General features: G+C 55.1%; 24 protein-coding genes. 22 read left to right on the forward strand and 2 right to left on the reverse strand.

The features are described from left to right. Positions 1-7: 7 nt before the first annotated feature. On the forward strand, positions 8-2,419 hold the full coding sequence (gene pheT / locus AV656_RS01330; RefSeq protein WP_063178061.1) for a phenylalanine--tRNA ligase subunit beta: 2,412 nt from the start codon (positions 8-10) through the stop codon (positions 2,417-2,419). A 359-nt stretch (positions 2,420-2,778) separates the two neighbouring features. Here the strand turns inward: pheT and rnhC are convergent, their stop codons facing one another. Next, entirely contained in the window at positions 2,779-3,720 is a 942-nt protein-coding gene (gene rnhC, locus AV656_RS01335; protein ID WP_063178063.1) for a ribonuclease HIII, read from the reverse strand. A 90-nt stretch (positions 3,721-3,810) separates the two neighbouring features. On the opposite strand from rnhC, the gene zapA reads away from it, so the two are divergent. The 13 genes from zapA to AV656_RS01400 all read left to right on the forward strand — a co-directional run bounded on the left by zapA (position 3,811) and on the right by AV656_RS01400 (position 17,413). Next, positions 3,811-4,071, forward strand: a complete 261-nt coding sequence (gene zapA, locus AV656_RS01340; protein WP_063178065.1) for a cell division protein ZapA — start codon at positions 3,811-3,813, stop codon at positions 4,069-4,071. Positions 4,072-4,078: 7 nt separating this feature from the next. After that, positions 4,079-4,618 carry a CvpA family protein gene (locus AV656_RS01345; RefSeq protein ID WP_063178067.1) on the forward strand — a complete coding sequence of 180 codons (540 nt, stop codon included), beginning with the start codon at positions 4,079-4,081 and terminating at the stop codon, positions 4,616-4,618. A gap of 52 nt (positions 4,619-4,670) precedes the next feature. Next, positions 4,671-6,380 carry a DNA polymerase/3'-5' exonuclease PolX gene (gene polX / locus AV656_RS01350; protein ID WP_063178882.1) on the forward strand — a complete coding sequence of 570 codons (1,710 nt, stop codon included), beginning with the start codon at positions 4,671-4,673 and terminating at the stop codon, positions 6,378-6,380. A gap of 38 nt (positions 6,381-6,418) precedes the next feature. Next, positions 6,419-8,779 (forward strand): endonuclease MutS2, encoded by a 2,361-nt coding sequence (locus AV656_RS01355; protein ID WP_063178069.1) that lies wholly within the window; start codon positions 6,419-6,421, stop codon positions 8,777-8,779. 119 nt (positions 8,780-8,898) lie between these two features. Further along, a complete protein-coding gene (locus AV656_RS01360; RefSeq protein WP_063178071.1) occupies positions 8,899-9,312 on the forward strand; it encodes a DUF350 domain-containing protein in 414 nt (137 codons plus the stop codon). 353 nt (positions 9,313-9,665) lie between these two features. Further along, the gene (locus AV656_RS01365) at positions 9,666-11,363 is read left to right on the forward strand and encodes a long-chain-fatty-acid--CoA ligase (RefSeq protein WP_063178073.1); all 1,698 of its coding nucleotides are present in this window, start codon (positions 9,666-9,668) and stop codon (positions 11,361-11,363) included. Between the two features lie 90 nt (positions 11,364-11,453). Next, positions 11,454-12,041 carry a TetR/AcrR family transcriptional regulator gene (locus AV656_RS01370; protein WP_063178075.1) on the forward strand — a complete coding sequence of 196 codons (588 nt, stop codon included), beginning with the start codon at positions 11,454-11,456 and terminating at the stop codon, positions 12,039-12,041. Between the two features lie 16 nt (positions 12,042-12,057). After that, positions 12,058-12,831: an enoyl-CoA hydratase gene (locus AV656_RS01375; RefSeq protein ID WP_063178077.1), complete on the forward strand. Its 774-nt coding sequence runs from the start codon at positions 12,058-12,060 to the stop codon at positions 12,829-12,831. A gap of 23 nt (positions 12,832-12,854) precedes the next feature. After that, positions 12,855-13,628, forward strand: coding sequence for an electron transfer flavoprotein subunit beta/FixA family protein (locus AV656_RS01380; protein WP_063178079.1), 774 nt, complete (start codon positions 12,855-12,857; stop codon positions 13,626-13,628). 35 nt (positions 13,629-13,663) lie between these two features. After that, positions 13,664-14,641, forward strand: a complete 978-nt coding sequence (locus AV656_RS01385) for an electron transfer flavoprotein subunit alpha/FixB family protein (RefSeq protein WP_063178081.1) — start codon at positions 13,664-13,666, stop codon at positions 14,639-14,641. A 198-nt stretch (positions 14,642-14,839) separates the two neighbouring features. Beyond that, positions 14,840-15,154, forward strand: a complete 315-nt coding sequence (gene trxA / locus AV656_RS01390) for a thioredoxin (protein WP_063178083.1) — start codon at positions 14,840-14,842, stop codon at positions 15,152-15,154. A gap of 60 nt (positions 15,155-15,214) precedes the next feature. Beyond that, the gene (uvrC, locus tag AV656_RS01395; RefSeq protein ID WP_063178085.1) at positions 15,215-17,029 is read left to right on the forward strand and encodes an excinuclease ABC subunit UvrC; all 1,815 of its coding nucleotides are present in this window, start codon (positions 15,215-15,217) and stop codon (positions 17,027-17,029) included. 12 nt (positions 17,030-17,041) lie between these two features. Beyond that, a complete protein-coding gene (locus tag AV656_RS01400) occupies positions 17,042-17,413 on the forward strand; it encodes a DUF1992 domain-containing protein (RefSeq protein WP_063178087.1) in 372 nt (123 codons plus the stop codon). A 60-nt stretch (positions 17,414-17,473) separates the two neighbouring features. On the opposite strand, the gene AV656_RS01405 is transcribed toward AV656_RS01400, so the two are convergent. Next, positions 17,474-17,890: a DUF2507 domain-containing protein gene (locus tag AV656_RS01405; RefSeq protein WP_063178089.1), complete on the reverse strand. Its 417-nt coding sequence runs from the start codon at positions 17,888-17,890 to the stop codon at positions 17,474-17,476. 242 nt (positions 17,891-18,132) lie between these two features. Between AV656_RS01405 and AV656_RS01410 the strand changes: the two genes are divergently transcribed. The 8 genes from AV656_RS01410 to AV656_RS01445 all read left to right on the forward strand — a co-directional run bounded on the left by AV656_RS01410 (position 18,133) and on the right by AV656_RS01445 (position 24,142). Then, positions 18,133-18,738, forward strand: a complete 606-nt coding sequence (locus AV656_RS01410) for a succinate dehydrogenase cytochrome b558 subunit (RefSeq protein ID WP_063178090.1) — start codon at positions 18,133-18,135, stop codon at positions 18,736-18,738. 53 nt (positions 18,739-18,791) lie between these two features. Then, positions 18,792-20,543: a succinate dehydrogenase flavoprotein subunit gene (sdhA, locus tag AV656_RS01415; RefSeq protein WP_063178092.1), complete on the forward strand. Its 1,752-nt coding sequence runs from the start codon at positions 18,792-18,794 to the stop codon at positions 20,541-20,543. Positions 20,544-20,569: 26 nt separating this feature from the next. Continuing rightward, complete coding sequence (gene sdhB, locus AV656_RS01420) at positions 20,570-21,370, forward strand: succinate dehydrogenase iron-sulfur subunit (RefSeq protein WP_063178094.1); 801 nt, start codon at positions 20,570-20,572, stop codon at positions 21,368-21,370. A gap of 198 nt (positions 21,371-21,568) precedes the next feature. Further along, positions 21,569-22,027, forward strand: a complete 459-nt coding sequence (locus AV656_RS01425; RefSeq protein ID WP_063178096.1) for an acyl-CoA thioesterase — start codon at positions 21,569-21,571, stop codon at positions 22,025-22,027. Between the two features lie 87 nt (positions 22,028-22,114). Then, positions 22,115-22,339: a helix-turn-helix domain-containing protein gene (locus AV656_RS01430; RefSeq protein WP_008301013.1), complete on the forward strand. Its 225-nt coding sequence runs from the start codon at positions 22,115-22,117 to the stop codon at positions 22,337-22,339. Positions 22,340-22,409: 70 nt separating this feature from the next. Then, positions 22,410-22,904, forward strand: a complete 495-nt coding sequence (locus tag AV656_RS01435) for a MarR family winged helix-turn-helix transcriptional regulator (RefSeq protein WP_063178097.1) — start codon at positions 22,410-22,412, stop codon at positions 22,902-22,904. A 114-nt stretch (positions 22,905-23,018) separates the two neighbouring features. Then, entirely contained in the window at positions 23,019-23,624 is a 606-nt protein-coding gene (locus tag AV656_RS01440; RefSeq protein ID WP_063178099.1) for an XTP/dITP diphosphatase, read from the forward strand. Then, complete coding sequence (locus AV656_RS01445) at positions 23,621-24,142, forward strand: metallophosphoesterase (protein ID WP_063178101.1); 522 nt, start codon at positions 23,621-23,623, stop codon at positions 24,140-24,142. Before AV656_RS01440 ends, AV656_RS01445 begins: the two co-directional genes overlap by 4 nt. Position 24,143: the final 1 nt, after the last annotated feature.

Consider the following 24,143-nt stretch of genomic DNA (forward strand, 5'->3'; position numbering starts at 1 on the left):
GCGACACATGAAAGTATCACTGAACTGGTTAAGCGATTATGTCGATTATGAAGGCGTGGAGCCGGCCGAGCTGGCAGAAAAAATTACAAGGTCCGGTATCGAAGTGGATGCCGTTGATAACCGCTCGGAAGGGCTGAAAAACATCGTCGTCGGTCATGTGCTGGAGTGCAGTCAGCATCCGCAGGCGGACAAGCTGAACATCTGCCGTGTTGATGTCGGTGAGGAAGAGCCGAGCCAGATCATCTGCGGTGCACCGAATGTCGCCGCAGGACAAAAAGTCGTTGTTGCGCGGCCGGGTGCACGACTGCCGGGCGGTGTGAAGATCAAGAAGGCAAAACTGCGCGGCGAGGAATCCCACGGCATGATCTGCTCGCTGCAGGAACTCGGGTTTGACGGAAAGGTCGTCCCGAAAGCCTATGCTTCGGGAATTTATGTGCTTCCTGAAGATGCACGGCCGGGTGAGGACGCACTCGGGCTGCTCGGACTGGATGACACGGTGCTTGAACTCGATTTGACACCGAACCGCTCCGATGCGCTCAGCATGCTCGGCGTGGCCTATGAGACCGCTGCAATCCTGTCGAAAGACGTGAAGCTTCCCGAAACGGCACATGAGGAAGCGGCAGAGCCGGCGTCCGGTCGGCTGAATCTCCGCGTCGATGCGTCGGAAGCCAACCCGCTATACGCGGCCAAGGTGGTCCGCAATGTCAAAGTCGGGGAATCTCCGGAATGGCTGAAGGCGCGTCTCATGGCTGCCGGTGTCCGTCCGCTCAACAATATTGTGGACATCACGAACTATGTACTGATGGAATACGGCCAGCCGCTTCACGCGTTCGACTATGACCGGCTCGCCACGGGTGAGATTGTCGTCCGGCACGCATCCGACGGCGAGGTCATCGAGACGCTCGACGGAACGGAGCGGAAACTGGAGCCGCATCATCTGGTGATTACGAACGGTCGTGAACCTGTTGCACTCGCAGGGGTGATGGGCGGGGCCAACTCCGAAGTCCATGATGGCACCACAACGGTAGTCATCGAAGCGGCTTACTTCAGCCCGGCATCCGTCCGGAAAACGTCACGTGAACTGGGGCTCAGAAGTGATGCCAGCACCCGCTTTGAAAAAGGGGTGGACCCGAATCGCGTTGCAGAGGCGGGAGAGCGCGCCGCCGCCCTCATGGCGGATCTTGCGGGAGGCGAAGTGCTTGCCGGCACGGTCTTGTTCGATGAACTGGACAAAGAGCCGAAACGGGTCACCGTTTCTCCGGACTTCATCAATGAGCGGCTCGGAATGAAGATCCCGTTTGAGGAAATGGAAGAGATTCTGCGCCGGCTCCAGTTCCCGTATGAAGCAGTGAACGGACAGTTCGTCATCGATGCCCCGACACGCCGTGTGGATATCTCCATCCCTGAGGACATTGTGGAAGAGATCGCACGCCTCTACGGCTATGACGAGATTCCGGCGACCCTGCCGGTAACGGAGTCGATTCCGGGCGGTCTTACCCCTTATCAGGCAAAACGCCGCACGGTCCGCCGCTATCTGGAAGGGGCGGGGCTATATCAGGCGATTACCTACTCGCTGACATCAGAATCTGAATCTCAGAAGTTCGCACTTGAGACCGCTCCGGTCACCCGGCTGCTCATGCCGATGAGCGAGGAGCGGAGCACGCTCCGGCAGAGCCTGCTGCCGCACCTTCTGGAGGCAGTCACCTACAACACGGCGCGTCAGACAAACTCGGTTGCGCTTTATGAAGTCGGCTCCGTCTTCCTCGGGGAAGGCGAAGACGGGCTGCCGACCGAAGTCGAACATGCGGCCGGCGCCGTTACGGGCGAATGGTCCGGCGGCGGCTGGCAGGACGGACAAAAGCCGGTAGACTTTTATGCGGTGAAAGGAATTGTGGAAGGACTTGCAGAAGAACTGGGACTTTCAGAAAAGCTGTCCTTCCGCAAAGGCGAGATGGACGGCCTCCACCCCGGCCGGACGGCAGATGTGTTGCTGGACGGCGAGCGGGTCGGCATCATCGGCCAGTTGCACCCGTCCGAACAGAAAGCGCGTGATCTGAAGGAAACGATTGTCTTTGAGCTGAACCTGCAGCAACTGCTCAGGGAAGAGACGGAAGCACTGATTTACACGCCTGTGCCGAAGTTCCCTTCGATCAGCCGGGACATTGCGCTTGTCGTGCCGAAGGCTGTTCAGGCCGCGGTACTTGAAAACACCATCAGGACCCATGCCGGAAAGACGCTGAAAGACGTCCGCATCTTTGACGTATATGAAGGCGACCGGATGGAAGAAGGCATGAAATCAATTGCGTTCTCGATGACCTATCTGGATCCGGAGCGAACACTCACGGATGAAGAGGTCTCCGAAGCACATAAACGGATCGTGTCTGCCCTTGAAGCAGAAGGGGCACAGATCAGGAATTGAACAATGAAGCCCCCGTCTTGTTGAAGGCGGGGGCTTTTTATTGATTGGTCCTATGAATTCCAAGGGAGAGGGAGGATTTAACCGATTAAAACGGAAATGAGGAGTGAGGTGTCGTGGAGGCACTGACTTGAGTGAACCTATCGAGTTTGCGTGCGAATCCGGGAACTTCGCGTACGAAAGTGGTGGACCTCCCGGGTTTGAACACGAATCCGGAAAGTTCGCGTACGAAAAGTGCCGGGCCTCCCGGATTTGCACACGAATCCAAGTCGTTCGCTTATGAAAATTCGTGCACGTCCCTCCCCATACATTGCCGCCAAAAAAAGCCGTCCGGCATTAGCCGGACATCCGTGTGGCAAGTTTCACGACCTCCCGGAACGCTTGGATGCGAGGGCCGCGGCTTTTCGTGTATTGGCGAAATGCCTCTTCGTAATCGAGGCGAGGAAGTCATCGCCTTTTTTTAACAGGATTCTGGCGGCTGCCTCATCGACCGGCTTTCCGGCACCTTTCGGCAGAGGGACTCCAGCTTTTTCGCTCAGCCGGTCCATTTCCTCCAGGAATGCCACTCTGGCGAGGATTGACGCGCAGGCCACGGAAACATGCAGGTTTTCCGCCTTGGTGGAAAAAAGGACGTTTTCACGGATGATTTCCGGTTCCGATGCGATATGGCGGTAATAGATGCCGCGTTCTGCAAACTGATCGATCAGGATGAGGTCGGGCTTTGTCCCGTCCAACTTCCGCAGAACATGTTTGAGCGCCTGGTTATGGAGCAGTGCCTTGATCTTTCCCTGCGACCAGCCCTTGGCCTGGACGTTATTGTATTTTTCGTTCGGCAGAACAAGCACGCTGTTTTCAAATGTTTCCTTGATCTCCGGGCCGATTTTCAGCATATGGGCATCTGTCAGCATCTTGGAGTCTTTGACGCCCAGCTCTTCGGCAAGTGCTATCTTTTCCGCGGGCACATAGCACGCAGCAACGGTAACCGGACCGAAAAAGTCGCCCGTTCCGGTTTCGTCCGACCCGAGCACCGACATGCGCGCAAGGCCGGACGGCAGTTTTTCTCCTTTGGGTGCGGATGGCTTTTTGGCACTTGTGGAAGAATTACCGCCCCATCTGGAAGCTTCCGTTTCGGCTCCCCCTCCCTGGAACAGCACTTTTCCGGATTTATAGGCGGTGATGGAGACGCCTCCGGACTTGGCGGCAAACACCACGCCGGGAGCGTTCCTTTCGATTTTGGAGCCCGCATAGTGGGCCATGAGTTCCCGGATCCGATCCGGGCCCAGCTGGATTACAGCATTCGACATGATTCTCATCCTTCCGCCGTTTCGTACCTACACATGGCAAGTCTTTTCATGGTAATATGGTGTATGGGATTTTTCAAGGAGGTGGCGGAAGTGGCTGAACCGGAAAAAAACCGTGTGTCCGTCGATATCTACGGTCAGACATACCAGATGATGGGTAAAGAAACTGTCGGACATATGCGGCTCGTCGCTTCTTTTGTGGATGACATGATGCGCGAGATCTCATCGAAAAACCGCTCGCTCGATACTACGAAAATCGCGGTGCTGACAGCACTCAATACAGTAAATGAATCGCTCAAACAAAAAGAGCGGATCGAAGAACTTGAAAACGAACTGAAACAATTGAAGGGCTGACACATGCATGCTTGATTTAATCATACTGATTGTTCTACTGGGGGGCCTCGTCGCGGGCTTCAAGCGGGGCCTGATCGTCCAGCTTCTACATATGACCGGTATCATCATTGCGCTGATTGTCGCGTGGAAATACTATAAACCGCTTGCAGAGAAGTTCGTGCTGTGGGTTCCGTATCCCGCTGTGGAGGCGGGGAACTCGCTCCGGATTGCATTCGGGAGCATTGATTTTGACGAGACATTCTACCGGTTGCTGGCTTTTGTCTTTATCTTCCTGGCAGTCAAACTCGTGCTGCACCTGATTGCATCCGCACTGGACTTCCTGAAGTACCTGCCGGTGCTCGGGTCTGTGAATTCGTTTGCCGGGGCGGCACTCGGTTTCCTGGAGTTTTATCTGATCCTGTTTTTCATCCTCTATATCGTGGCGATGGTACCGATAGCGGCGATCCAGAATATGATCGATTCATCGCTCCTGTCGGGCGTGATTCTGAAACATACACCGGTAATCTCCGAAATGGTGAAAGACTGGTGGTTCATCTATGCAAAATGAGAGCTTCCCTTCCGATGAGGGAAGCTTTTTATCCGAAAGGGGAATGGTGACGGTGAACAAGAAAATCATCATTAAGACGCTTGAAGAAATTGCCCTCCATATGGAACTGCTGGGCGAGAACCCGTTCAAAGTCGGGGCATTCCGGAAGGCGGCCGGCGTACTCGAGCAGGATCCGCGCAGCCTGGCAGAAATGGATGATATCCTTTCACTGAAAGGGATCGGGAAAGGCACCGGTGCGGTGATTACCGACCTGTTGGAAAAAGGGGAATCCGAGCTTCTGAAAGAGCTTCGGGAACGGGTACCGGATGGCCTGATTCCGCTTCTCAAGATTCCGGGCCTTGGCGGCAAAAAGATCGCCAAGCTGCACAAAGAGCTCGGCATTGATTCCGCGGACTCGCTCCGTGCAGCCTGTGAGGCCTGCGAAGTGAGCAAGCTGGCCGGATTCGGCAAAAAGTCGGAAGAAAAAATACTTGCGGCGCTGGAGGCGTTCGGCCAGCGTCCGGACAAGCTGCCGCACTGGCAGCTGGAACCGGTGGTCCGGATGATCGGAAACGTGCTGGACGCGATTCCGGAGGTCAACCGCCACCAGGTGACGGGAAGCTACCGGCGGACTGCAGAAATGAGCAGTGACCTGGACTTTATCGTGGTCACCAAAGAACCGGAACGGGTCAACGAAGCACTGGCAGCTGCCCTGCCTGTGATCGGGACGGATGCTTCCGGGGCTGCCAAGCTGTCAGTCACCGTCGATGCGGACGAGCCGGTGGATGTGGATTTCCGGTTTGTCACTGAGGAACAGTTTGCGAGCGCTATCCACCACTTTACCGGATCGAAGGATCATAACGTCCGAATGCGCCAAATTGCAAAAGAGCGGGGCGAAAAGATCAGTGAATACGGAGTGGAACAGGAGGACGGCAGTGTCCTCACGTTTGATTCCGAGAATGACTTCTTTGCCCATTTCGATCTGCCGTTTTTCCCGCCCACTGTCCGGAAAGACGGGACAGAGCTGGAGCGGGCGGATGAACTGGAAACCCTGATCCGGCCGGAAGACATCCGTTCAGACCTTCATATGCACACGGTATGGTCGGACGGTGCCGAATCGATCCGCGAAATGGCGGAAGCCTGCCGGGAACTCGGTTACAGCCATATCGTCATCACGGACCACTCCCGCTATCTGCGGGTTGCGAACGGGCTTACGCCTGAGCGCCTCCGCGACCAGATCCGTGAAGTCAGGGAAGCGGATTCGGAAGTCGATGGCATCAAGATTCTATGCGGGACCGAAATGGATATTCTGCCGGACGCCACGCTGGACTTTGATGATGAATTGCTGTCCGAACTGGACTTTGTCATCGCTTCGATCCATTCCAACTTCAGCCAGCCACAAGAAAAGATCATGGAGCGCCTGTTTGCGGCGGTTTCCAACCCGCATGTGGATATGATCGCGCATCCGACCGGACGCATCATCGGACGCCGGGACGGATACTCGCCGGACGTGGCACAATTGATCGAATGGGCTGCAGAGTACGGCAAGATCCTCGAGCTGAATGCCAACCCGTACCGGCTGGACCTTGCCGAAGAATGGCTTGAGCTTGCCGCGGAAAAAGGCGTGCCGATCGCGATCAATACCGACGCCCATAGCGTCGGGCAACTGTCCTATATGGAAACCGGCGTCCTCTATGCGCAACGTGCATGGCTGAACAGGGATATGATCGTCAATACATGGACACTCGACCGTTTCCTGTCGCACCTCGGCAGGGAACGCTGAAACATAAGACAGACCAGATCTGAAAGGAAGTGGGGCACATGGAGGCCCGGGTCCTGAAAACACTCGAATTTGATAAGATCCGTTCCGAAGTGACCGGACACTGCACGTCGGCACTGGGACGGGCACGGATCGAGGAACTTGTCCCATCTCATGATATTGAAAAGGTGCGCTCGCTCCTCGAAGAAACTGACGAAGCACTGGCCATCTACCGCATCCGCGGAAACGTTCCGATGGGCGGCCTATTCGACATCCGGATGTACGCCAAGCGTGCTCAGGCCGGCGGCACACTGGGCGCAGGCGAGCTGATGGAAACGGCGAGCACGATCCGTGCCAGCCGGATCATCCGTCAGTTCCTGGAGGCGATCGGGGAAGAAGGGGAGATCGACATCCCGCTCTTTCTTGAGAAAAAAGAGGAGATGCCTGTCCTTACCGCGCTCGAACATGAAATCAACGCCTGCATCGATGAAAACGGCAAAGTGCTGGACAGCGCTTCACCGGCGCTACGTTCAATCCGCCAGCAGCTGCGGACCCAGGAGGGCCGGATCCGCGAAAAGCTGGGACAGTACACCCGGAACAATTCCAAGATGCTGTCCGACTCGATCGTCACGATCCGGAACGACCGTTACGTCATTCCGGTCAAGCAGGAATACCGGACACATTTCGGCGGGATTGTCCACGACCAATCTTCATCGGGGCAGACGCTGTTCATCGAGCCGGACGCGGTCGTCCAGGCGAACAACGAAATCCGGCAGCTGAAGGCGAAGGAAAAAGAAGAGATCGAGCGCATCCTCCGCGAGCTGAGCGGACATGTGCAGGAGCACGCCCATGAGCTGTTTGTCATGGTCCGCATCCTGGGGGATATGGATGCGGTGCTCGCTAAGGCCAAATACGGAATGACCCAGAAGGCGACCGTGCCGAAGGTCAATGAGGAAGGTTATATCCGCCTCGTGAAAGGGCGTCATCCGCTCTTGCCGAGGGAAGAGGCCGTGCCGAACACGATAGAATTCGGCAGGGATACGACGGCAATCGTGATCACGGGTCCGAACACCGGCGGTAAAACCGTCACACTGAAAACGGTCGGACTCTGCACGCTCATGACACAGGCCGGGATCCCGATCCCGGCGCTTGACGGCTCGGAGATGGCCGTGTTCAAGGATGTTTTCGCCGATATCGGCGATGAGCAGTCCATCGAACAGAGCCTGAGTACATTCTCGTCCCATATGGTCAACATTGTCGACATCCTGAATAAGTTCGACTCGGAATCACTTGTCCTGTTCGACGAGCTTGGTTCCGGAACGGATCCGCAGGAGGGAGCAGCACTGGCCATCTCCATTCTGGACGAGGTCCACGGCCGGGGAGCCCGGGTCATGGCAACAACGCACTATCCCGAGCTGAAGGCCTACGGATACAACCGCCCCGGCGTGGTCAATGCGAGCGTTGAATTCGATGTCGAAACCCTCAGCCCGACCTACCGGCTTTTGATCGGTGTGCCGGGGCGGAGCAACGCATTCGAGATTTCCAGCCGCCTTGGATTGCCGGACAGCATCATCAGGCATGCAGAAACCTTTACCGGCGAAAACCGCAACGAGGTGGAAACGATGATCACCTCGCTGGAGGCGAGCAGGGTTCAGGCGGAAAAAGACGCTGAAGAAACGGCAAGGGTCCTCGAGGAATCCGAGTTGCTACGAGAACAGCTGGAAACCCTGCTATCAGAGTATGAAACGAAAAAGGAGTCGCTCGAGCAGAAAGCGCGCGAGAAGGCGAAGAAAATCGTCGAGGATGCGCGCAGGGAAGCAGAGTCAGTCATCTCGGAACTCCGTGCGCTCAGGCTGAACGCCGGGGCTTCGGTCAAAGAGCACGAACTGATCGATGCCAAAAAGCGTCTGGAAGGGGCGATCCCTGAAGAAGAACTGGCAAAGAAGCCGAAGCAGAAGGCGAAGCCGGCCAAGAGGGAATTCCGTCCCGGAGACGAAGTCAAGGTGCTCAGCTACGGCCAGAAGGGTTCGCTTGTTGAGAAGATGTCTGACGGAGAGTGGATGGTCCAGCTAGGCATACTGAAGATGAAAATCGACGAATCCGACCTTGAGTATGTGAAGCCCGAGAAGGAAAAAGAGACTGTCAGCGTCAACGCGGTCCGCGGCCGGTCTGGCTCAGGAGTCAAACTGGAACTCGACCTTCGGGGCGAGCGGTACGAGGATGCGATCCGGCGGACTGAGAAGTACATCGATGATGCACTTCTTGCCAACTATCCGCGTGTGTCAATCATCCACGGGAAAGGCACGGGTGCCCTCCGTGAGGGAATCCAGAAGTTCCTCCGGCGCCACCCACGTGTCAACAGCTTCCGCTTCGGAGAAGCGGGCGAAGGCGGCTACGGAGTCACTGTGGTCGAGCTCAAATAGGACGGCCTGATTTCCACTCATGGCCCGTCGGCACATCTCTCCACTCCGGAATCGTGCAGAAGTGAAACTTCCCCATCTGCAATCCGTATAGGTATCTAAACAGCAAAGGAGCAAACGGAATGCTGCTATCGAGTTTCTGGTCTCATCCACTTGTGGAGACGGCCGGCTATTTCAGCGTCACGGTCCTCTGCCTGGTCGTATCAATGGTGATTTTTGAAATCGTGACGAAATACAAGAACTGGGAAGAGATCAAAAATGGCAATGTGGCAGTCGCACTTGCGACAGGCGGCAAAATTTTTGGGGTGGCGAACATATTCCGCCATTCCATCGAGCAGCATTCCTCACTGCCGGAGATGCTCGCATGGGGTGGGTTCGGATTTTTCCTCCTCATTATGGCGTACTGGCTTTTCGAATTTTTGACTCCCCGATTCAATGTGGACGAAGAGATCGGAAACGGCAACCGGGCAGTGGGCCTCATCTCCCTGATCATTTCGGTGGGGCTGAGCTATGTCATCTCGGCAAGCATCACCTGATTTCCGGGTCCGTCCCGAAAGGCGGTATATGGTATGGATATGATCAAATTGGCCAAGGTGCTGCTGGTATTGTGTGCCGGCTTCATCATCGTCGGCATCTGGTGGCTGTTTTTCTGAAGACTGGTGCAAGAGACGGAACGTCAAGTTGGGAAGCGTTGCGCGACCAGTTGCCGTACGACTCCCAAAGTCACACATGAAAAATGCATTTATACAGCCTTTCTCACCTTCAGTACAGGCACTTTTCAGCGGCGCAGGGAAACCTGCGTCTTTTTACATTGATGTTGAAAGCGCATACATCATAAGGTAAGATAGTAATAGGAATTTTCTAACGATTCTAAGGAAGGGGTCTGATCATGACGGAAAAACCATGGCTCAAGAACTATCCCGAAGGAATCCCGCCGACGCTCGACTACCCTGATGAACCGCTGCAGGACGGCCTGACCCGTTCGGCATCCAAGTATCCCGAAAAAACGGCCATCCATTTTCTTGGCAGACAGGTGAGCTACGAGGAACTGTATGGATCCGCACTGAAATTCGGGAATTACCTGAAGAGCCTCGGAATCGGAAAAGGCGACCGGGTGGCGATCATGCTTCCGAACTGTCCCCAGAATGTCATTGCATTCTACGGCATTCTGTACGCGGGAGGCATTGTTGTTCAGACGAATCCCCTATATACAGAAAAGGAACTCGCTTACCAGATGAACGATTCCGGTGCCAGGGCGATTCTCACTCTGGACATTCTCTTCCCGAAAGTATCCAAAGTCATCGGTGATACGGCATTGGAGAACGTCATCGTCACAGGGATCAAAGACTACCTTCCTTTCCCCAAAAACGTCCTTTATCCGTTTGTTCAGAAAAGAGAGTACGGCATGACGGTCAAAGTCGAACATCGCGGACGCAATCATCTGTTCACCGAGATCATGAAGCGCACTCAAGCTGAACCGATCGAGATCGCAGGCATTGATCAGGATGATCTCGCACTTCTCCAATACACAGGCGGGACGACAGGATCGCCGAAGGGCGTCATGCTCACACACCGGAACCTGATTGCAAACACGGAGATGTGTGCCGCCTGGATGTACCGATGCGAACCCGGGGAGGAAGTGGTCCTCGGAATCCTGCCGTTTTTCCATGTCTACGGGATGACGACCGTGCTGGTGCTGTCGGTCAGCCAGGGGAACAAGATGGTGCTCGTGCCTAAGTTTGACCCCGAGACGGTTCTGAAATTGATCGACAAGCAGTCACCAACCCTTTTCCCGGGAGCGCCGACCATTTACATCGGCCTGTTGAATCACCCTGACATCAAAAATTATGACCTGTCTTCCATCAAGGCATGCCTGAGCGGTTCCGCTCCGCTTCCGGTGGATATCCAGACCCAGTTCGAAAGTATCACAAAAGGCAAGCTGGTCGAAGGATACGGCCTTTCCGAATCGTCACCTGTGACACACGCCAACCTGATCTGGGACGGCGAGAGGAAAAAAGGCTCAGTCGGACTTCCGTGGCCGGATACACAAGCGGCAATCTTCAGGACCGGTACGACAGAGCCGGCGGAACAGGGGGAAGTGGGGGAGATTGCAGTAAAAGGCCCGCAGGTCATGAAAGGTTACTGGAACCGTCCTGAAGAAACGGCTGCCACAGTAAAAGACGGATGGCTTCTCACCGGAGATCTTGGTTACATGGATGATGACGGCTACTTTTATGTGGTAGACCGCAAGAAAGATATGATCATAGCCAGCGGTTTTAATGTATACCCGAGAGAGATCGAGGAAGTGCTCTATGAGCACCCCGGAGTCGCAGAATGTGTCGTGGCCGGAGTCCCCGACCCGTACCGGGGGGAGACCGTGAAGGCGTATATCGTCCGGAAGGAAGGCGCTGAACTGACGGAGGAAGAGCTGAACGAACATTGCCGCAAGAGCCTCGCCGCATACAAGGTGCCGAAACTTTACGAGTTCCGTAAAGAACTTCCGAAAACGGCAGTCGGAAAGATACTGAGGCGCACACTGATCGACGAAGAAAAAAAGAAGATGGAAGAGGAAAAGGTCATCTCCTGAACAAGCCTTGACATCCGGTCAAACTGAGAATAATATAGAAATATGAATGAATCATCATTCATATTTCTTTTTTATTTGGTGGTGAACCCAATGAATCGGAATAAGCCGAAGTACGGACAAATTGTGGATGCGGCCGTGATTGCCATCGCGGAGAACGGGTACCACCAGGCCCAGGTGTCGAAAATCGCCAAACAGGCGGGGGTGGCAGACGGAACGATCTATTTGTATTTCAAAAACAAAGAGGACATTCTCGTCTCGGTGTTCCGTGAGAAAATGGCATTATTCATGGACAACCTCAGACCGGTGCTGGAAGACGGACAGATGGCATCCGAAGAAAAACTGTTCCGGATGATCGAAAATCATTTCAGCGTACTCTATTCGGACCGTCACCTGGCCATTGTCACCCAGCTGGAACTGCGCCAGTCCAATAAGGAACTGAGGCTAAAGATCAATGAGGTCCTTAAAGACTACTTGTCCATGCTGGATCGCATTCTTCAAGAAGGAATCGAGCGCGGTGAGTTCGAAGGAGATATGGACATCCGGCTGGCAAGGCAGATGGTATTCGGAACCATTGATGAGATTTCCACCTCATGGGTGATGAATGATCAGAAATATGATTTAATTAAACTTGCGCCGGATGTACATAGGCTGCTCATGAAAGGCATGAAAGCCACGTAAGGGGGATGGGTGGACATTGGAATTCTTGAATGTGAAAAAGGAAGACGGCATTGCGCTGGCCGCTATTAACCGGCCGCCGGCGAATGCGCTTTCACAAGGTCTGGTCAAAGAAGTAAACGAACTCCTGGATCTTGTCGAGCATGATGATGAAGTCCGTGTTGTCGTGCTGCACGGGGAAGGACGGTTCTTCTCCGCAGGGGCTGACATCAAGGAATTCACGGAAGTTCCGGATGCGGCCGGCTTCACCAAGCTTGCAGGCAATGGACAGGGAGTTTTCGAACGTCTTGAAAATTTCCCGAAGCCAGTCATTGCCGCAATTCATGGAGCCGCTCTCGGAGGAGGCCTCGAGCTCGCCATGGCCTGCCATATGCGGTTTGTCACTGCAGACGCGAAACTGGGGCTGCCGGAGCTTCAGCTCGGGCTGATTCCCGGGTTCGCCGGCACACAGCGGCTGCCGCGTTATGTCGGTCCTGCAAAAGCGGCCGAAATGATGCTTACTTCGGACCCGATCTCCGGCGAGGAGGCGGTTTCCGCCGGGCTGGCAAATAAGGTCTTTGGTGAAGAAGAGCTGCTTGAAGGAACTCTTGCCATCGCGCGGAGAATTGCGGATAAGAGCCCGGTATCGGTCCGTGCCGCGCTCCGCATGCTCCAATACGGCAAGCATGCCGGATTCCACGAGGGCGTAAAGGCCGAAGCGGACTCGTTTGGCGAAGTATTCGCATCACAGGATGCAAAAGAAGGGATTTCCGCATTTTTGGAGAAGCGGAAACCTGTATTCCAAGGCAAGTAAGACACGAAGGGGAGGATGGCAAAATGAACATTTACGCACTGGTGAAACGCACATTCGATACGGAAGAAAAAATCTCCGTCCAAAACGGCGAAATCGCAGAGGACGGTGCAGAATTCATCATCAACCCATACGATGAATACGCAGTGGAAGAAGCAATCCGTGTCCGCGACGAACACGGCGGGGAAGTGACCGTCCTTACGATCGGCTCCGAAGAAGCGGAAAAGCAGCTGCGCACGGCCCTTGCCATGGGCGCCGATAAAGCCGTTCTCATCAATACCGAGGACGACCTCGACGAGCTGGACGAGTTCGGTGCAGCGACGATCATCGCGGAATACCTGAAGGATAAAGATGCGGATCTCATCCTCGCCGGAAACGTGGCAATTGACGGAGGTTCCGGCCAGGTCGGCCCGCGTGTTGCTGAACTCCTTGACATCAACTATGTCACGACGATCACCGAGCTGAAGATTGACGGGGACAAGGCGACCGTCATCCGCGATGTTGAAGGCGATTCCGAAACGATCGAGGCCCAAATGCCGCTTCTCGTCACGGCACAGCAAGGTCTGAATGACCCTCGCTATCCGTCCCTTCCGGGGATCATGAAAGCCAAAAAGAAGCCGCTTGAAGAACTTGAGCTTGATGACATCGATCTCGATGAAGACGATGTCGAAGTGAAGGTCGAGCGTGTGGATATTTTCCTTCCGCCTGAAAAGCAGGCCGGCCGAGTTCTCGAGGGCGACCTCCAGGACCAGGTCAAGGAGCTTGTCCAGCTGCTCCGCACCGAAGCGAAAGTCATCTGAGCCGACCGGCACATTCGATACAGGAGGGGTAAACTATGTCCAAAAAAGTGATTGTTCTAGGGGAAGTACGGGACGGCGCATTGCGCAACGTCTCTTTTGAAGCGATTGCAGCTGCGAAGAAAATTTCAGGCGGGGGCGAGATTGTCGGAGTCCTGATCGGGGATTCCGTCCAGGACCTCGGACAGGAACTGGTTCAGTACGGGGCCGACCGAGTCGTGACAGTTGAGCATCCGCATCTGAAGCACTATACATCCGACGGGTTCGGCCAGGCATTCATGGCTGTCCATGAACAGGAAGAGCCTGAAGCGATTGTCTTCGGCCATACGGCCCTCGGCAAGGACCTGTCACCAAAAATTGCGGCGAAGCTCCAGAGCGGGCTTGTCTCCGATGTGACGGAGATCGAGGGTGAGGATGATGACGCCGTCTTTATCCGCCCGATATACTCCGGCAAGGCCTTTGAAAAGGTCAAGATTAATGAAGGTACGGTGTTCGTCACCATCCGCCCGAACAACATCGAGCCGCTCGCACAGGATGCGGACCGCTCCGGCGATGTCTCGGCGGTCAGCGCAACCATTCAGAACCTGCGCTCGGTCGTGAAGGACGTCGTGACAAAAGCGACTGATGGTGTCGACATGTCCGAGGCGAAAGTCATTGTGGCCGGCGGTCGCGGCGTCAAGGGGCCTGAAGGTTTCGAGCCGCTCAAAGAGCTTGCGGATCTGCTCGGCGGTGCAATCGGTGCGTCACGCGGAGCGTGCGATGCCGACTACTGTGACTACTCGCTCCAAATCGGCCAGACGGGCAAGGTAGTTACGCCAGATCTTTACATCGCGGCAGGCATTTCCGGCGCCATCCAGCACCTTGCCGGCATGTCCAACTCCAAAGTGATCGTCGCGATCAACAAAGACCCTGAAGCCAACATCTTCAAGGTGGCGGACTACGGCATCGTTGGAGACCTTTTCGAAGTCATCCCGATGATGATCGAAGAGATCAAGCAGCTCAAGGTAAACGCCTGATCATAGCGGGGCTGTCCGGTTCAGGGACGGCCCTGTTTTTGGTGTCTGCGGCTACAGAATAGATTTTTGCAGAGCGGGTAAACAATTGATGAACCGCATACCCGGTAAGCGGTTATCCTGTACAGGCAGAACATTCGCCGGCCATTCGGGCAGGTGCTATAATGACCCAAGAGTGGTTAATCATGAGGAGGTAATCTAATGGCTATTCAACATGCAACCGATCAAGATTTCCAAACAAAAGTTTCCGACGGGCTCGTCCTCGTCGATTTCTGGGCAACATGGTGCGGACCGTGCAAGATGATCGCTCCTGTTCTTGAAGAAGTCGATGCGGAAATCGGCGACAAAGTTCAGATTGTCAAAGTCGACGTCGACGAAAACCAGCAGACAGCCGGCAAATACGGCATCATGTCGATTCCGACACTCGTTCTCTTCAAAGACGGCGAGATCGTCGACAAGGTCGTCGGCTTCAATCCGAAAGAAAAGCTTGTCCAGTTCATCGAGCAGTACGCGTAACAACAAGAACGCTGACCGGGTCCCTCAGAGGTGCCCGGTTTTTTTGGCAGGTGAATCCATATGAATGAAACAATCCGCCAGAAACTGGCGATTCTGCCCGATCAGCCGGGATGTTACCTCATGAAAGACCGGCAGGGCACCATCATCTATGTCGGAAAGGCAAAAGTGCTCAAGAACCGTGTCCGCTCCTATTTCACCGGATCGCATGATGCCAAGACACAGCGGCTCGTGAGCGAAATCGAGGACTTTGAATACTTTGTCACGTCCTCCGACATCGAAGCGCTCATCCTGGAGCTTAATCTGATCAAGAAGCATGATCCGAAATACAATATCATGCTCAAGGACGACAAAACCTATCCTTACATCAAGCTGACCGCCGAACGCCATCCGCGCCTGATTGTCACGCGGAAGGTGAAGAAGGATAAGGGAAAGTACTTCGGGCCCTATCCGAATGCCTATGCGGCACAGGAGACGAAGAAACTGCTCGACCGGATCTATCCGCTCCGGAAATGCAATACGCTGCCGGACCGGGTGTGTCTCTATTATCACCTCGGCCAGTGCCTGGCACCTTGTGTAAATGAGGTTCTGCCGGAGACTTACCGGGAGATGACAACCGGCATCACCAGATTCCTGAATGGCGGGTACAAGGAAGTCAAAGATGACCTGTCCCGTAAGATGGAAGAAGCGGCGGAAAAGCTGGAGTTCGAACGGGCAAAGGAATACCGCGACCAGATCTCAAATATCGAAGCCGTCATGGAAAAGCAGAAAATGACCACAACTGACATGACCGATCGGGACGTCTTCGGCTATGCGGTCGACAAAGGGTGGATGTGCGTCCAGGTATTTTTCATCCGTCAGGGCAAGCTGATTGAGCGGGACGTTTCGCTTTTTCCGATCTACCGCGATCCGGACGAGGAATTCCTGACGTACATCGGGTCATTCTATGATAAGCCGGAGCATATTCAGCCAAAGGAAATCTTCTTCCCCGAAGGGACGGACGTCGAGATCGTCAGCCAGCTGCTCGCCGCTAAGGTAACGGTGCCTCAGCGCGGACAGAAAAAGGACATGGTGAAGCTTGCCGAAAAAAATGCGCGGATTGCACTTTCCGAAAAGTTCCAGCTGATTGAACGGAGGGAACAGCGGACAGTCGGGGCCTGCGAACAGCTCGGCGAAGCGATGGGCATCGCTTCACCATTCCGCATTGAAGCGTTCGACAACTCGCATACTTTCGGAGCGGAGGCGGTGTCTGCGATGGTCACATTCGTCGACGGGCGGCCGGACAAAAAAGGCTACCGGAAATACAAGACGAAGTCAGCCTCACGCCATGACGACTATGGTGCGATGAGGGAAGTGGTCAGGAGAAGGTACGTCCGTGTGCTGAGGGACGATCTCCCGCTTCCGGATCTCGTCCTCATCGACGGGGGGAAAGGGCAGATCAGCGCTGCCAGGGAAGTGATCGAGGATGAGCTCGGACTCGATATTCCGGTTGCCGGCCTCGCAAAGGATGACAAGCACCAGACTGCGCTGCTCCTGTACGGGGACCCGCCGGAAGTCATTCCGCTGAAGCGCACCGGCGAAGCTTTCTACCTGCTGCAGCGGATACAGGACGAAGTGCACCGGTTCGCCATCACGTTTCACCGGCAGCGCAGGGGAGCGAAGTCCCTCACTTCCTCGCTGGACGGGATCCCTGGAGTCGGGGCCAAGCGGAAAAACCAGCTCCTCAGACATTTCGGATCGGTCAAAAAAATCCGGGCTGCTGGAGTGGATGAACTGAAGGAAGCGGGACTGCCGCAGTCCGTTGCGGAAACCGTGGAGGAGTATTTCAGGGAGCAGGACAAGGCAAAGGAAGATAAGACATCCGGTACCGGCGAATAAAGGAGGAGCGGGATGAACTGGAGAATGGTCGAGGATGCCATCCTCAGGGCGCGGGAAGAAGGGAAGTTCAACAATCTTCCCGGCGCGGGCAAGCCGCTGCCGAAAGACGAACTGGAGCATGTGCCGCCTGACATCCGGATGGCGGTCCGGATCCTAAAAAACAGCGGTTATGATGAAGAAGCCATGTTCGTACAGAGGGAAATGAACGAACTGGGCAGCCGGCTCAAGCACGCTCCCGATGAGGAGAAGACCGAGCTGGAGCAGGCCTATAATCAGCAAATGAGAAAGATGAACAGCATTCTTTCAAAAAAGGGTGTCCGGACCAACAGTTCCGCATTCAGGCAGTACAGCCGGCAGATCAACGACCGGCTGAAATGGGACTAAGCACAGAGCGGCCGTGCAACGGATATCCGTCGCACGGCCGCTCTATTGTTCCGCAAAACATCAATCCCATGCCAGCGTGAGTCTAACTACGCCCTGGCGGCGATCCGCTTCGGGGCGGCACTCGGCAACCCTGTCATGGATTTTCTGGTACTGCGCCGCAAGAAACCCGGCTTCGACCGAATAACATCGCCGGCCTTTCTTCACCTGTTCGGCATCGGATTCCAGCACATAGATGATCTCTCTTTTGCCGGCAGATTCCCGGCTGAGCATTCCCCAGCCCGCTTCAAGGAAAAATCCGGCGGCCTCATCCATATCAAAAAGAGGGAATTCGGCTGCCAGCTCCTTGCCGGCCCAGTAGAGAATCTCTTCCTCGTGCCTTCCGAGGACAGATGGAAGAATATGATCACGGAAAAGGGCATAGCCGAACTCAGTCGCTTTTCCTTTTCCCGCCTCGGCACTTTCCGGTTTCAACTCCATTTATGTTCGCCTCTTCCGTTGCAAATCTTGACCGGAAGCCTTTTTAGCTGTCCGGGGACCGCATACGCGGCTTTTGTCGAAAATGTGACCGTCACCTTGATTTCCCCTTATTTCAGGAGTACAATGGTCATGTCTTAAATATTGTAAACATGATTAAATATGCAGTCAATGCACGCTTCCGCCGGCAGGCGGGGGCATCCTTGTCTGCCTGTTTGTCAGTACTAAGGGGGGTAAAAGATTTCATGAGAGATTCTGATTTTGGCTTGCGCCGGCTGCACTCGCTGCTTGGGATCATCCCGATCGGCCTGTTCCTAACGCAGCACCTCATCATCAACCACTTTGCAACGCAGGGGGTTGAGGCATTCAACACAGCGTCGGACTTCATGGGCAACCTGCCTTTCGTTCTCTGGCTTGAGTGGATCGTCATCTACATCCCGCTCATGTTCCACGCATTCTTCGGCCTTTATATCGCGTTTACCGCCAAGCCGAACACGAACCGCTACGGTACATACCGCAACTGGATGTTCTTCCTGCAGCGCATTACGGGTGTATTCCTTGTGATCTTCATCGCTTGGCACATCTGGCAGACGCGGATCCAGAAGGCACTCGGCGCCGATGTTGACTTCGACATGATGGCAGATATCTTCGCCAATCCGTTCATGATCGTGTTCTACGTACTCGGCGTCATCTCCGCAACGTTCCACTTTGCGAACGGCTTCTGGTCGTTCCTCGTCACATGGGGAATCACCCAGTCTCCGCGTTCGCAGCGCATCTCTACGTTCGTTATGATGGGACTGTTCCTCGTCCTGTCCGTGATCGGTCTCCGTGCCATCTTTGCATTCGTGTGATGACTGGCATCCCGCGTCACCTACTTTGATCTAACTGAGGAGTGAAAGATAGAATGGCGAAAAGCAAGTTGATCGTCGTCGGCGGCGGCCTTGCCGGCCTGATGGCGACGATTAAGGCTGCCGAAGCAGGCACGCCCGTCGAATTGTTTTCCCTTGTCCCTGTAAAACGTTCCCACTCCGTTTGTGCACAGGGCGGCATCAATGGTGCGGTCAACACGAAAGGGGAAGGCGATTCCCCTATGATCCACTTTGATGACACTGTGTATGGCGGTGACTTCCTGGCGAACCAGCCTCCTGTAAAGGCGATGGCTGAAGCGGCTCCTGGAATCATCCACCTGATGGACCGGATGGGCGTCATGTTCAACCGGACACCTGAAGGTCTGCTCGACTTCCGCCGTTTCGGCGGAACGCTCCACCACCGCACGGCTTTTGCCGGTGCGACAACCGGCCAGCAGCTTCTTTATGCGCTGGACGAGCAGGTCCGCCGCTTTGAAGTGGAAGGCCTCGTCAAAAAGTATGAAAACTGGGAGTTCCTCGGCGTTGTTCTTGACGATGAAGGCGTCTGCCGCGGGGTCTCTGCGCAAGACCTGAAAACGATGGAAATCAAGACATTCCGCTCTGACGCTGTTATTCTGGCGACAGGCGGACCGGGGATCATCTTCGGGAAGTCGACAAACTCTGTCATCAACACAGGTTCCGCTGCAGCAATCGCTTATCAGCAGGGCGCAATCTACGCGAACGGCGAATTCATCCAGATTCACCCAACGGCAATCCCTGGTGACGACAAGCTCCGTCTCATGTCCGAGTCGGCACGCGGCGAAGGCGGACGTGTCTGGACTTACAAGGACGGCAAGCCTTGGTACTTCCTTGAAGAGAAATATCCGGCCTACGGGAACCTCGTGCCGCGTGACATCGCAACCCGTGAAATCTTCGATGTCTGCGTCAACCAGAAACTCGGCATCAACGGCGAGAACATGGTTTACCTGGACCTTTCCCATAAAGATGCGCACGAGCTCGATGTCAAGCTCGGCGGAATCATCGAAATCTATGAGAAGTTCACAGGCGACGATCCTCGTAAAGTACCGATGAAGATCTTCCCGGCAGTCCACTACTCGATGGGCGGCCTCTGGGTAGACTATGACCAGATGACAAACATCCCGGGACTCTTCGCTGCAGGTGAGGCGGATTACTCCATGCACGGCGCAAACCGCCTCGGTGCGAACTCCCTCCTGTCCGCGATTTACGGCGGCATGGTTGCAGGTCCGAACGCTGTCAAGTACATGGAAGGCCTGGACAAGCATGCCGAAGATCTTTCTTCGACACTCTACGACAACGTCGAAAAGTCGGAAGGGCAGAAGTGGGAAAACATCATGAAGATGGACGGCAAGGAAAACGCCTATGTCCTGCATAAGGAACTTGGCGAGATCATGACCGACAACGTCACGGTCGTCCGCTTCAATGACAAGCTCCAGGAGACGGACTACAAAATCCAGGAACTCCTCGAGCGCTACGAAAACATCAACGTCCACGATACGTCACGCTGGTCCAACCAGGGTGCGGCATTTACCCGCCAGCTGAAGAACATGCTTTACCTGGCGCGCGTCATCACGATCGGGGCACTTAACCGTGACGAAAGCCGCGGTGCGCACTACAAGCCGGACTTCCCTGAGCGGAACGACGAAGAGTTCCTGAAGACGACAATGGCTTCGTTCAATGGCGGCGCCAACGCACCGAAGTTCGAATATGCCGATGTCGATGTTTCCCTGATCAAGCCGCGTAAGCGCGACTATACATCGAAGCACTGATTCTCTGAGAAAGGAGACGCATAAAAATGGCTGAAAATGCTGTAAAGGAACGGAATGAGGCGACGGCTGCAAAGACCGTCCAGTTTAAGATCCAGCGTCAGGATAGCCCGGAATCGAGCCCTTACTGGGAAACGTTCAACGTTCCATACCGCCAGAACATGAACGTCATTTCGGCGCTCATGGAAATCCGCCGGAACCCGGTAAACTCTGAAGGCAAGGCAACTTCTCCGATCCAGTGGGAAATGAACTGTCTCGAGGAAGTCTGCGGTGCCTGCTCGATGGTCATCAACGGCCGCCCGCGCCAGTCTTGTACGGCGCTTGTCGACCAGCTGACCCAGCCGATCACGCTTGAGCCGATGCGTACGTTCCCGGTCGTCCGCGACCTGGTCGTAGATCGTGAGGTCATGTTCGACTCGCTCAAGAAGGTTAAGGCATGGGTGCCGATCGACGGTACGTATGACCTCGGTGAAGGACCGCGCATGCCTGAGCGCAAGCGCCAGTGGGCTTATGAGCTTTCCAAGTGCATGACCTGCGGCGTATGCCTCGAAGCTTGCCCGAACGTCAACGACAAGACGAACTTCATCGGCCCTGCGCTGATTTCCCAGGTCCGCCTGTTCAACTCGCACCCTACAGGCGCGATGAACCGTGACGAGCGTCTGGATGCGCTGATGCAGGACGGCGGACTCGCAGAATGCGGTAACTCGCAGAACTGTGTTGTCGCCTGCCCGAAAGGCATTCCGCTCACCACATCGATCGCTGCAATGAACCGCGCAGCATCCGTATACTCCTTTAAGCGCTTCTTCGGTTCCGACCACATGGTCGACTGATGCTGCGCCGTCCCCCGCAAACCGGCCCGTCCGGATTGCGGGGGATTTTTATTTTTCTCCAAGCCGCAGGGCTGCCGTGTCACACGGGCCGGTTGTTTTATATAGTAGGAACATCCGCGTGCGCCTTCTCATCATCCGTTTCTTCTGATATGATAAAAGAATGAATAGTCATTCATTTTGAGTTGTGGAGGAATGGTCATGAGGGCATCATACATCGGGGACTATGAAGAATGGAGAAAAGGTTTCAATTTTTCGGTACCGGTCACGGTCCGATTTTCTGAGACGGATATGTTCGGACATCTGAATAATACGGTCAACTTTACGTATTTTGAACATGCAAGGATCGAGTATCTGAAGCATCTTGGTCTTATGGAGAACTGGCTGGATGAGGAGGAAGGGGCAATCACAGTTGTGGCAGACCTGCAGTGTGATTACCTGAAGCAGGTGTTTTTCGATGAACAGCTTGACATCCATGTCAAGACGGCAAGAGTCGGGAGCACGTCGCTGGATATCCATTACCTCGCGACCGGCCGGGACGGGGAGCCGGCATTTACCGGACGCGGGACGATTGTCCAGGTAGGCCGGAAGACCGGAAAACCGCTTCCGTGGTCGGACAAAGCCCTCGACGCAATCGGTGCTGCATCAGCTTTATCGTGATAAACCTTTGATTGCCGGGCAAATGCCGTCACCGCCGGACCCGTCCCTTCATACTCTACGATGAAGAGTTGAGGGGAGGGGCGCTACGTGGCGGATGAGCTGCATCATCGTTCATTACTTACCGGAAGGGAAAGAGAGATTTTCCAGCTGCTGGTGAAGGATCAGACAACGAAGGAAATTGCAGCCAGGCTGGGAATCAGCGAAAAGACCGTCCGGAATCATATTTCGAACACCATTCAGAAACTTGGGGTATCCGGACGCGCTCAGGCAATCGTCGAGCTTCTCCGGCTGTCGGAACTCTCGCTTGACTAAATATACTTGCCATTCCGCCGTAAACCGTTCACAATATAATTATTCAAACGGTTTCGGGAGTGGTGAGTTGATGGCTGGCTTGAACGGAGAGGACCTGAAGCATAACGGGGAAGATATCGCCTTCGTCGAAAAGGAGCTGCGTCATATCGCTGCGCTGATCAAGCAGAGCGGACGGGAAATTCTCGACAATTATCCGATCACTCCGCCTCAGTTCGTGGCGCTGCAATGGCTGCTCGAACTGGGAGATATGACAATCGGCGACTTGTCGAATAAGATGTACCTGGCCTTTTCGACGACGACCGACCTCGTTGACAGAATGGAAAAGAACCGTCTTGTAAAGCGGGTGCGTGACGAACAGGACCGGCGGGTCGTTCGGATCCATCTGCTGGAGGACGGGGAACGGATCATCCAGGAAGTCATCGAGAAGCGGCAGAAGGACCTTCAGGCTGTGCTGTCTGATTTTTCGGCGGAGGAAGTCGTCCGCCTTTCCGGCATGCTGTCCAAGCTGCACAGCGGCATGAAGGAAGGCAGGAAACGAAGAATGGATATGAGGAATAAAGAGTGATAAAAATCGGACGGCTGATGAGGCCCGGAGCAGGAAGCGCTTCGGGTTTTTCGCCGTCCCGGAACGGTTATGATAGTTAAGACGGCAACTGCCGGGCGGAAGGAGAAGGTACGGATGAATGAAGTGATTATCGCGACAAAAAACCGCGGGAAGGCAAAGGACTTTGAGGCGCTGCTGTCGCCTTATGGCATCAGGGTGCTTACGCTGTTCGATGTGGCACCTGAACTTGAAATCGAGGAAACGGGCACGACATTCAGGGAAAACGCGGCTCTGAAGGCTGAGACGGTTGCAGAAAAACTCGGAAAAATGGTCATTGCCGATGACAGCGGCCTTGCCGTGGATGCGCTGGACGGAAAGCCGGGCGTCTATTCCGCGCGCTACAGCGGCGAAGGAGCAACGGACGAGCGCAACATTGAAAAACTGCTTGCGGATCTTTCCGGCGTACAGGATGAGGAACGCACTGCGCGCTTTGTCTGTGTACTCGCGGTCGCAGCGCCGGGTGCGGAAACCCGATTTTTTGAGGGGACATGCGAGGGGCGGATCCTGCGGGCACCGGCAGGGGAAAACGGTTTCGGCTATGATCCCGTCTTCTATGTCCCGAGGGAAGAACGGACAATGGCGCAGCTGACACCCGAGGAGAAAGCGGTCGTGTCCCACCGTGGCGAAGCCATCCGGAGCCTCGAGGAACAGGCGGGGGAATTGTTCGGGGAGAAGCAATGACGAACTGGCGCATTGCGGTGATGAGCGATTCGCATGGGGACACGGAGACGGTCCGTCATTTTCTGGACAGGCAGTCGGACTCTGAGCAACTCATCCACTGCGGGGACAGCGAGCTGCCGGCGGAAGACCCGCTTCTTGAAACCTTGGCCGCTGTCAAAGGCAACTGTGACCCGGATGGGCTGCCCGAGTACCGGATGCTGGAAGCCGGCGGATATCGTGTGCTCGTCACACATGGCCATCTGGATCGGGTAAAGACGGGCCTGTTGCCGCTCCGTTACAGGGCGGAGGAAGCGGGGGCCAATATCGTCCTGTTCGGCCATACGCATCTTTATGGAGCGGAAGTTCATGACGGGATTCTGTTTGTGAATCCGGGCAGCACGCACAGGCCGCCGCCCGGCCGTCCGGCCACCTACGCAGTCATCGAAGGAAGAGCGAAAGGCGTGGCTGTCCGGTTCGTGCAGACGGACAGTTCAGAGGCGGATTCAGCCGACTTTCCGGATTTTCAGAAACGCCGTTGAC

Source organism: Bhargavaea cecembensis, assembly GCF_001619585.1.
In the GTDB taxonomy this organism is placed as follows: domain Bacteria; phylum Bacillota; class Bacilli; order Bacillales_A; family Planococcaceae; genus Bhargavaea; species Bhargavaea cecembensis_A.

Excerpts from the sequence above, each read along its gene's own strand:
- uvrC (WP_063178085.1), top strand. The coding sequence starts at position 15,215 with ATGAATGAAACAATCCGCCAGAAACTGGCGATTCTGCCCGATCAGCCG.
- AV656_RS01355 (WP_063178069.1), top strand. The coding sequence starts at position 6,419 with ATGGAGGCCCGGGTCCTGAAAACACTCGAATTTGATAAGATCCGTTCC.
- sdhA (WP_063178092.1), top strand. The coding sequence starts at position 18,792 with ATGGCGAAAAGCAAGTTGATCGTCGTCGGCGGCGGCCTTGCCGGCCTG.
- AV656_RS01405 (WP_063178089.1), bottom strand. The coding sequence starts at position 17,890 with ATGGAGTTGAAACCGGAAAGTGCCGAGGCGGGAAAAGGAAAAGCGACT.
- AV656_RS01440 (WP_063178099.1), top strand. The coding sequence starts at position 23,019 with ATGAATGAAGTGATTATCGCGACAAAAAACCGCGGGAAGGCAAAGGAC.
- AV656_RS01425 (WP_063178096.1), top strand. The coding sequence starts at position 21,569 with ATGAGGGCATCATACATCGGGGACTATGAAGAATGGAGAAAAGGTTTC.
- AV656_RS01345 (WP_063178067.1), top strand. The coding sequence starts at position 4,079 with ATGCTTGATTTAATCATACTGATTGTTCTACTGGGGGGCCTCGTCGCG.
- rnhC (WP_063178063.1), bottom strand. The coding sequence starts at position 3,720 with ATGTCGAATGCTGTAATCCAGCTGGGCCCGGATCGGATCCGGGAACTC.
- AV656_RS01445 (WP_063178101.1), top strand. The coding sequence starts at position 23,621 with ATGACGAACTGGCGCATTGCGGTGATGAGCGATTCGCATGGGGACACG.
- AV656_RS01380 (WP_063178079.1), top strand. The coding sequence starts at position 12,855 with ATGAACATTTACGCACTGGTGAAACGCACATTCGATACGGAAGAAAAA.
- trxA (WP_063178083.1), top strand. The coding sequence starts at position 14,840 with ATGGCTATTCAACATGCAACCGATCAAGATTTCCAAACAAAAGTTTCC.
- AV656_RS01435 (WP_063178097.1), top strand. The coding sequence starts at position 22,410 with ATGGCTGGCTTGAACGGAGAGGACCTGAAGCATAACGGGGAAGATATC.
- AV656_RS01370 (WP_063178075.1), top strand. The coding sequence starts at position 11,454 with ATGAATCGGAATAAGCCGAAGTACGGACAAATTGTGGATGCGGCCGTG.
- AV656_RS01365 (WP_063178073.1), top strand. The coding sequence starts at position 9,666 with ATGACGGAAAAACCATGGCTCAAGAACTATCCCGAAGGAATCCCGCCG.
- sdhB (WP_063178094.1), top strand. The coding sequence starts at position 20,570 with ATGGCTGAAAATGCTGTAAAGGAACGGAATGAGGCGACGGCTGCAAAG.
- AV656_RS01400 (WP_063178087.1), top strand. The coding sequence starts at position 17,042 with ATGAACTGGAGAATGGTCGAGGATGCCATCCTCAGGGCGCGGGAAGAA.
- AV656_RS01410 (WP_063178090.1), top strand. The coding sequence starts at position 18,133 with ATGAGAGATTCTGATTTTGGCTTGCGCCGGCTGCACTCGCTGCTTGGG.
- AV656_RS01360 (WP_063178071.1), top strand. The coding sequence starts at position 8,899 with ATGCTGCTATCGAGTTTCTGGTCTCATCCACTTGTGGAGACGGCCGGC.
- AV656_RS01385 (WP_063178081.1), top strand. The coding sequence starts at position 13,664 with ATGTCCAAAAAAGTGATTGTTCTAGGGGAAGTACGGGACGGCGCATTG.
- pheT (WP_063178061.1), top strand. The coding sequence starts at position 8 with ATGAAAGTATCACTGAACTGGTTAAGCGATTATGTCGATTATGAAGGC.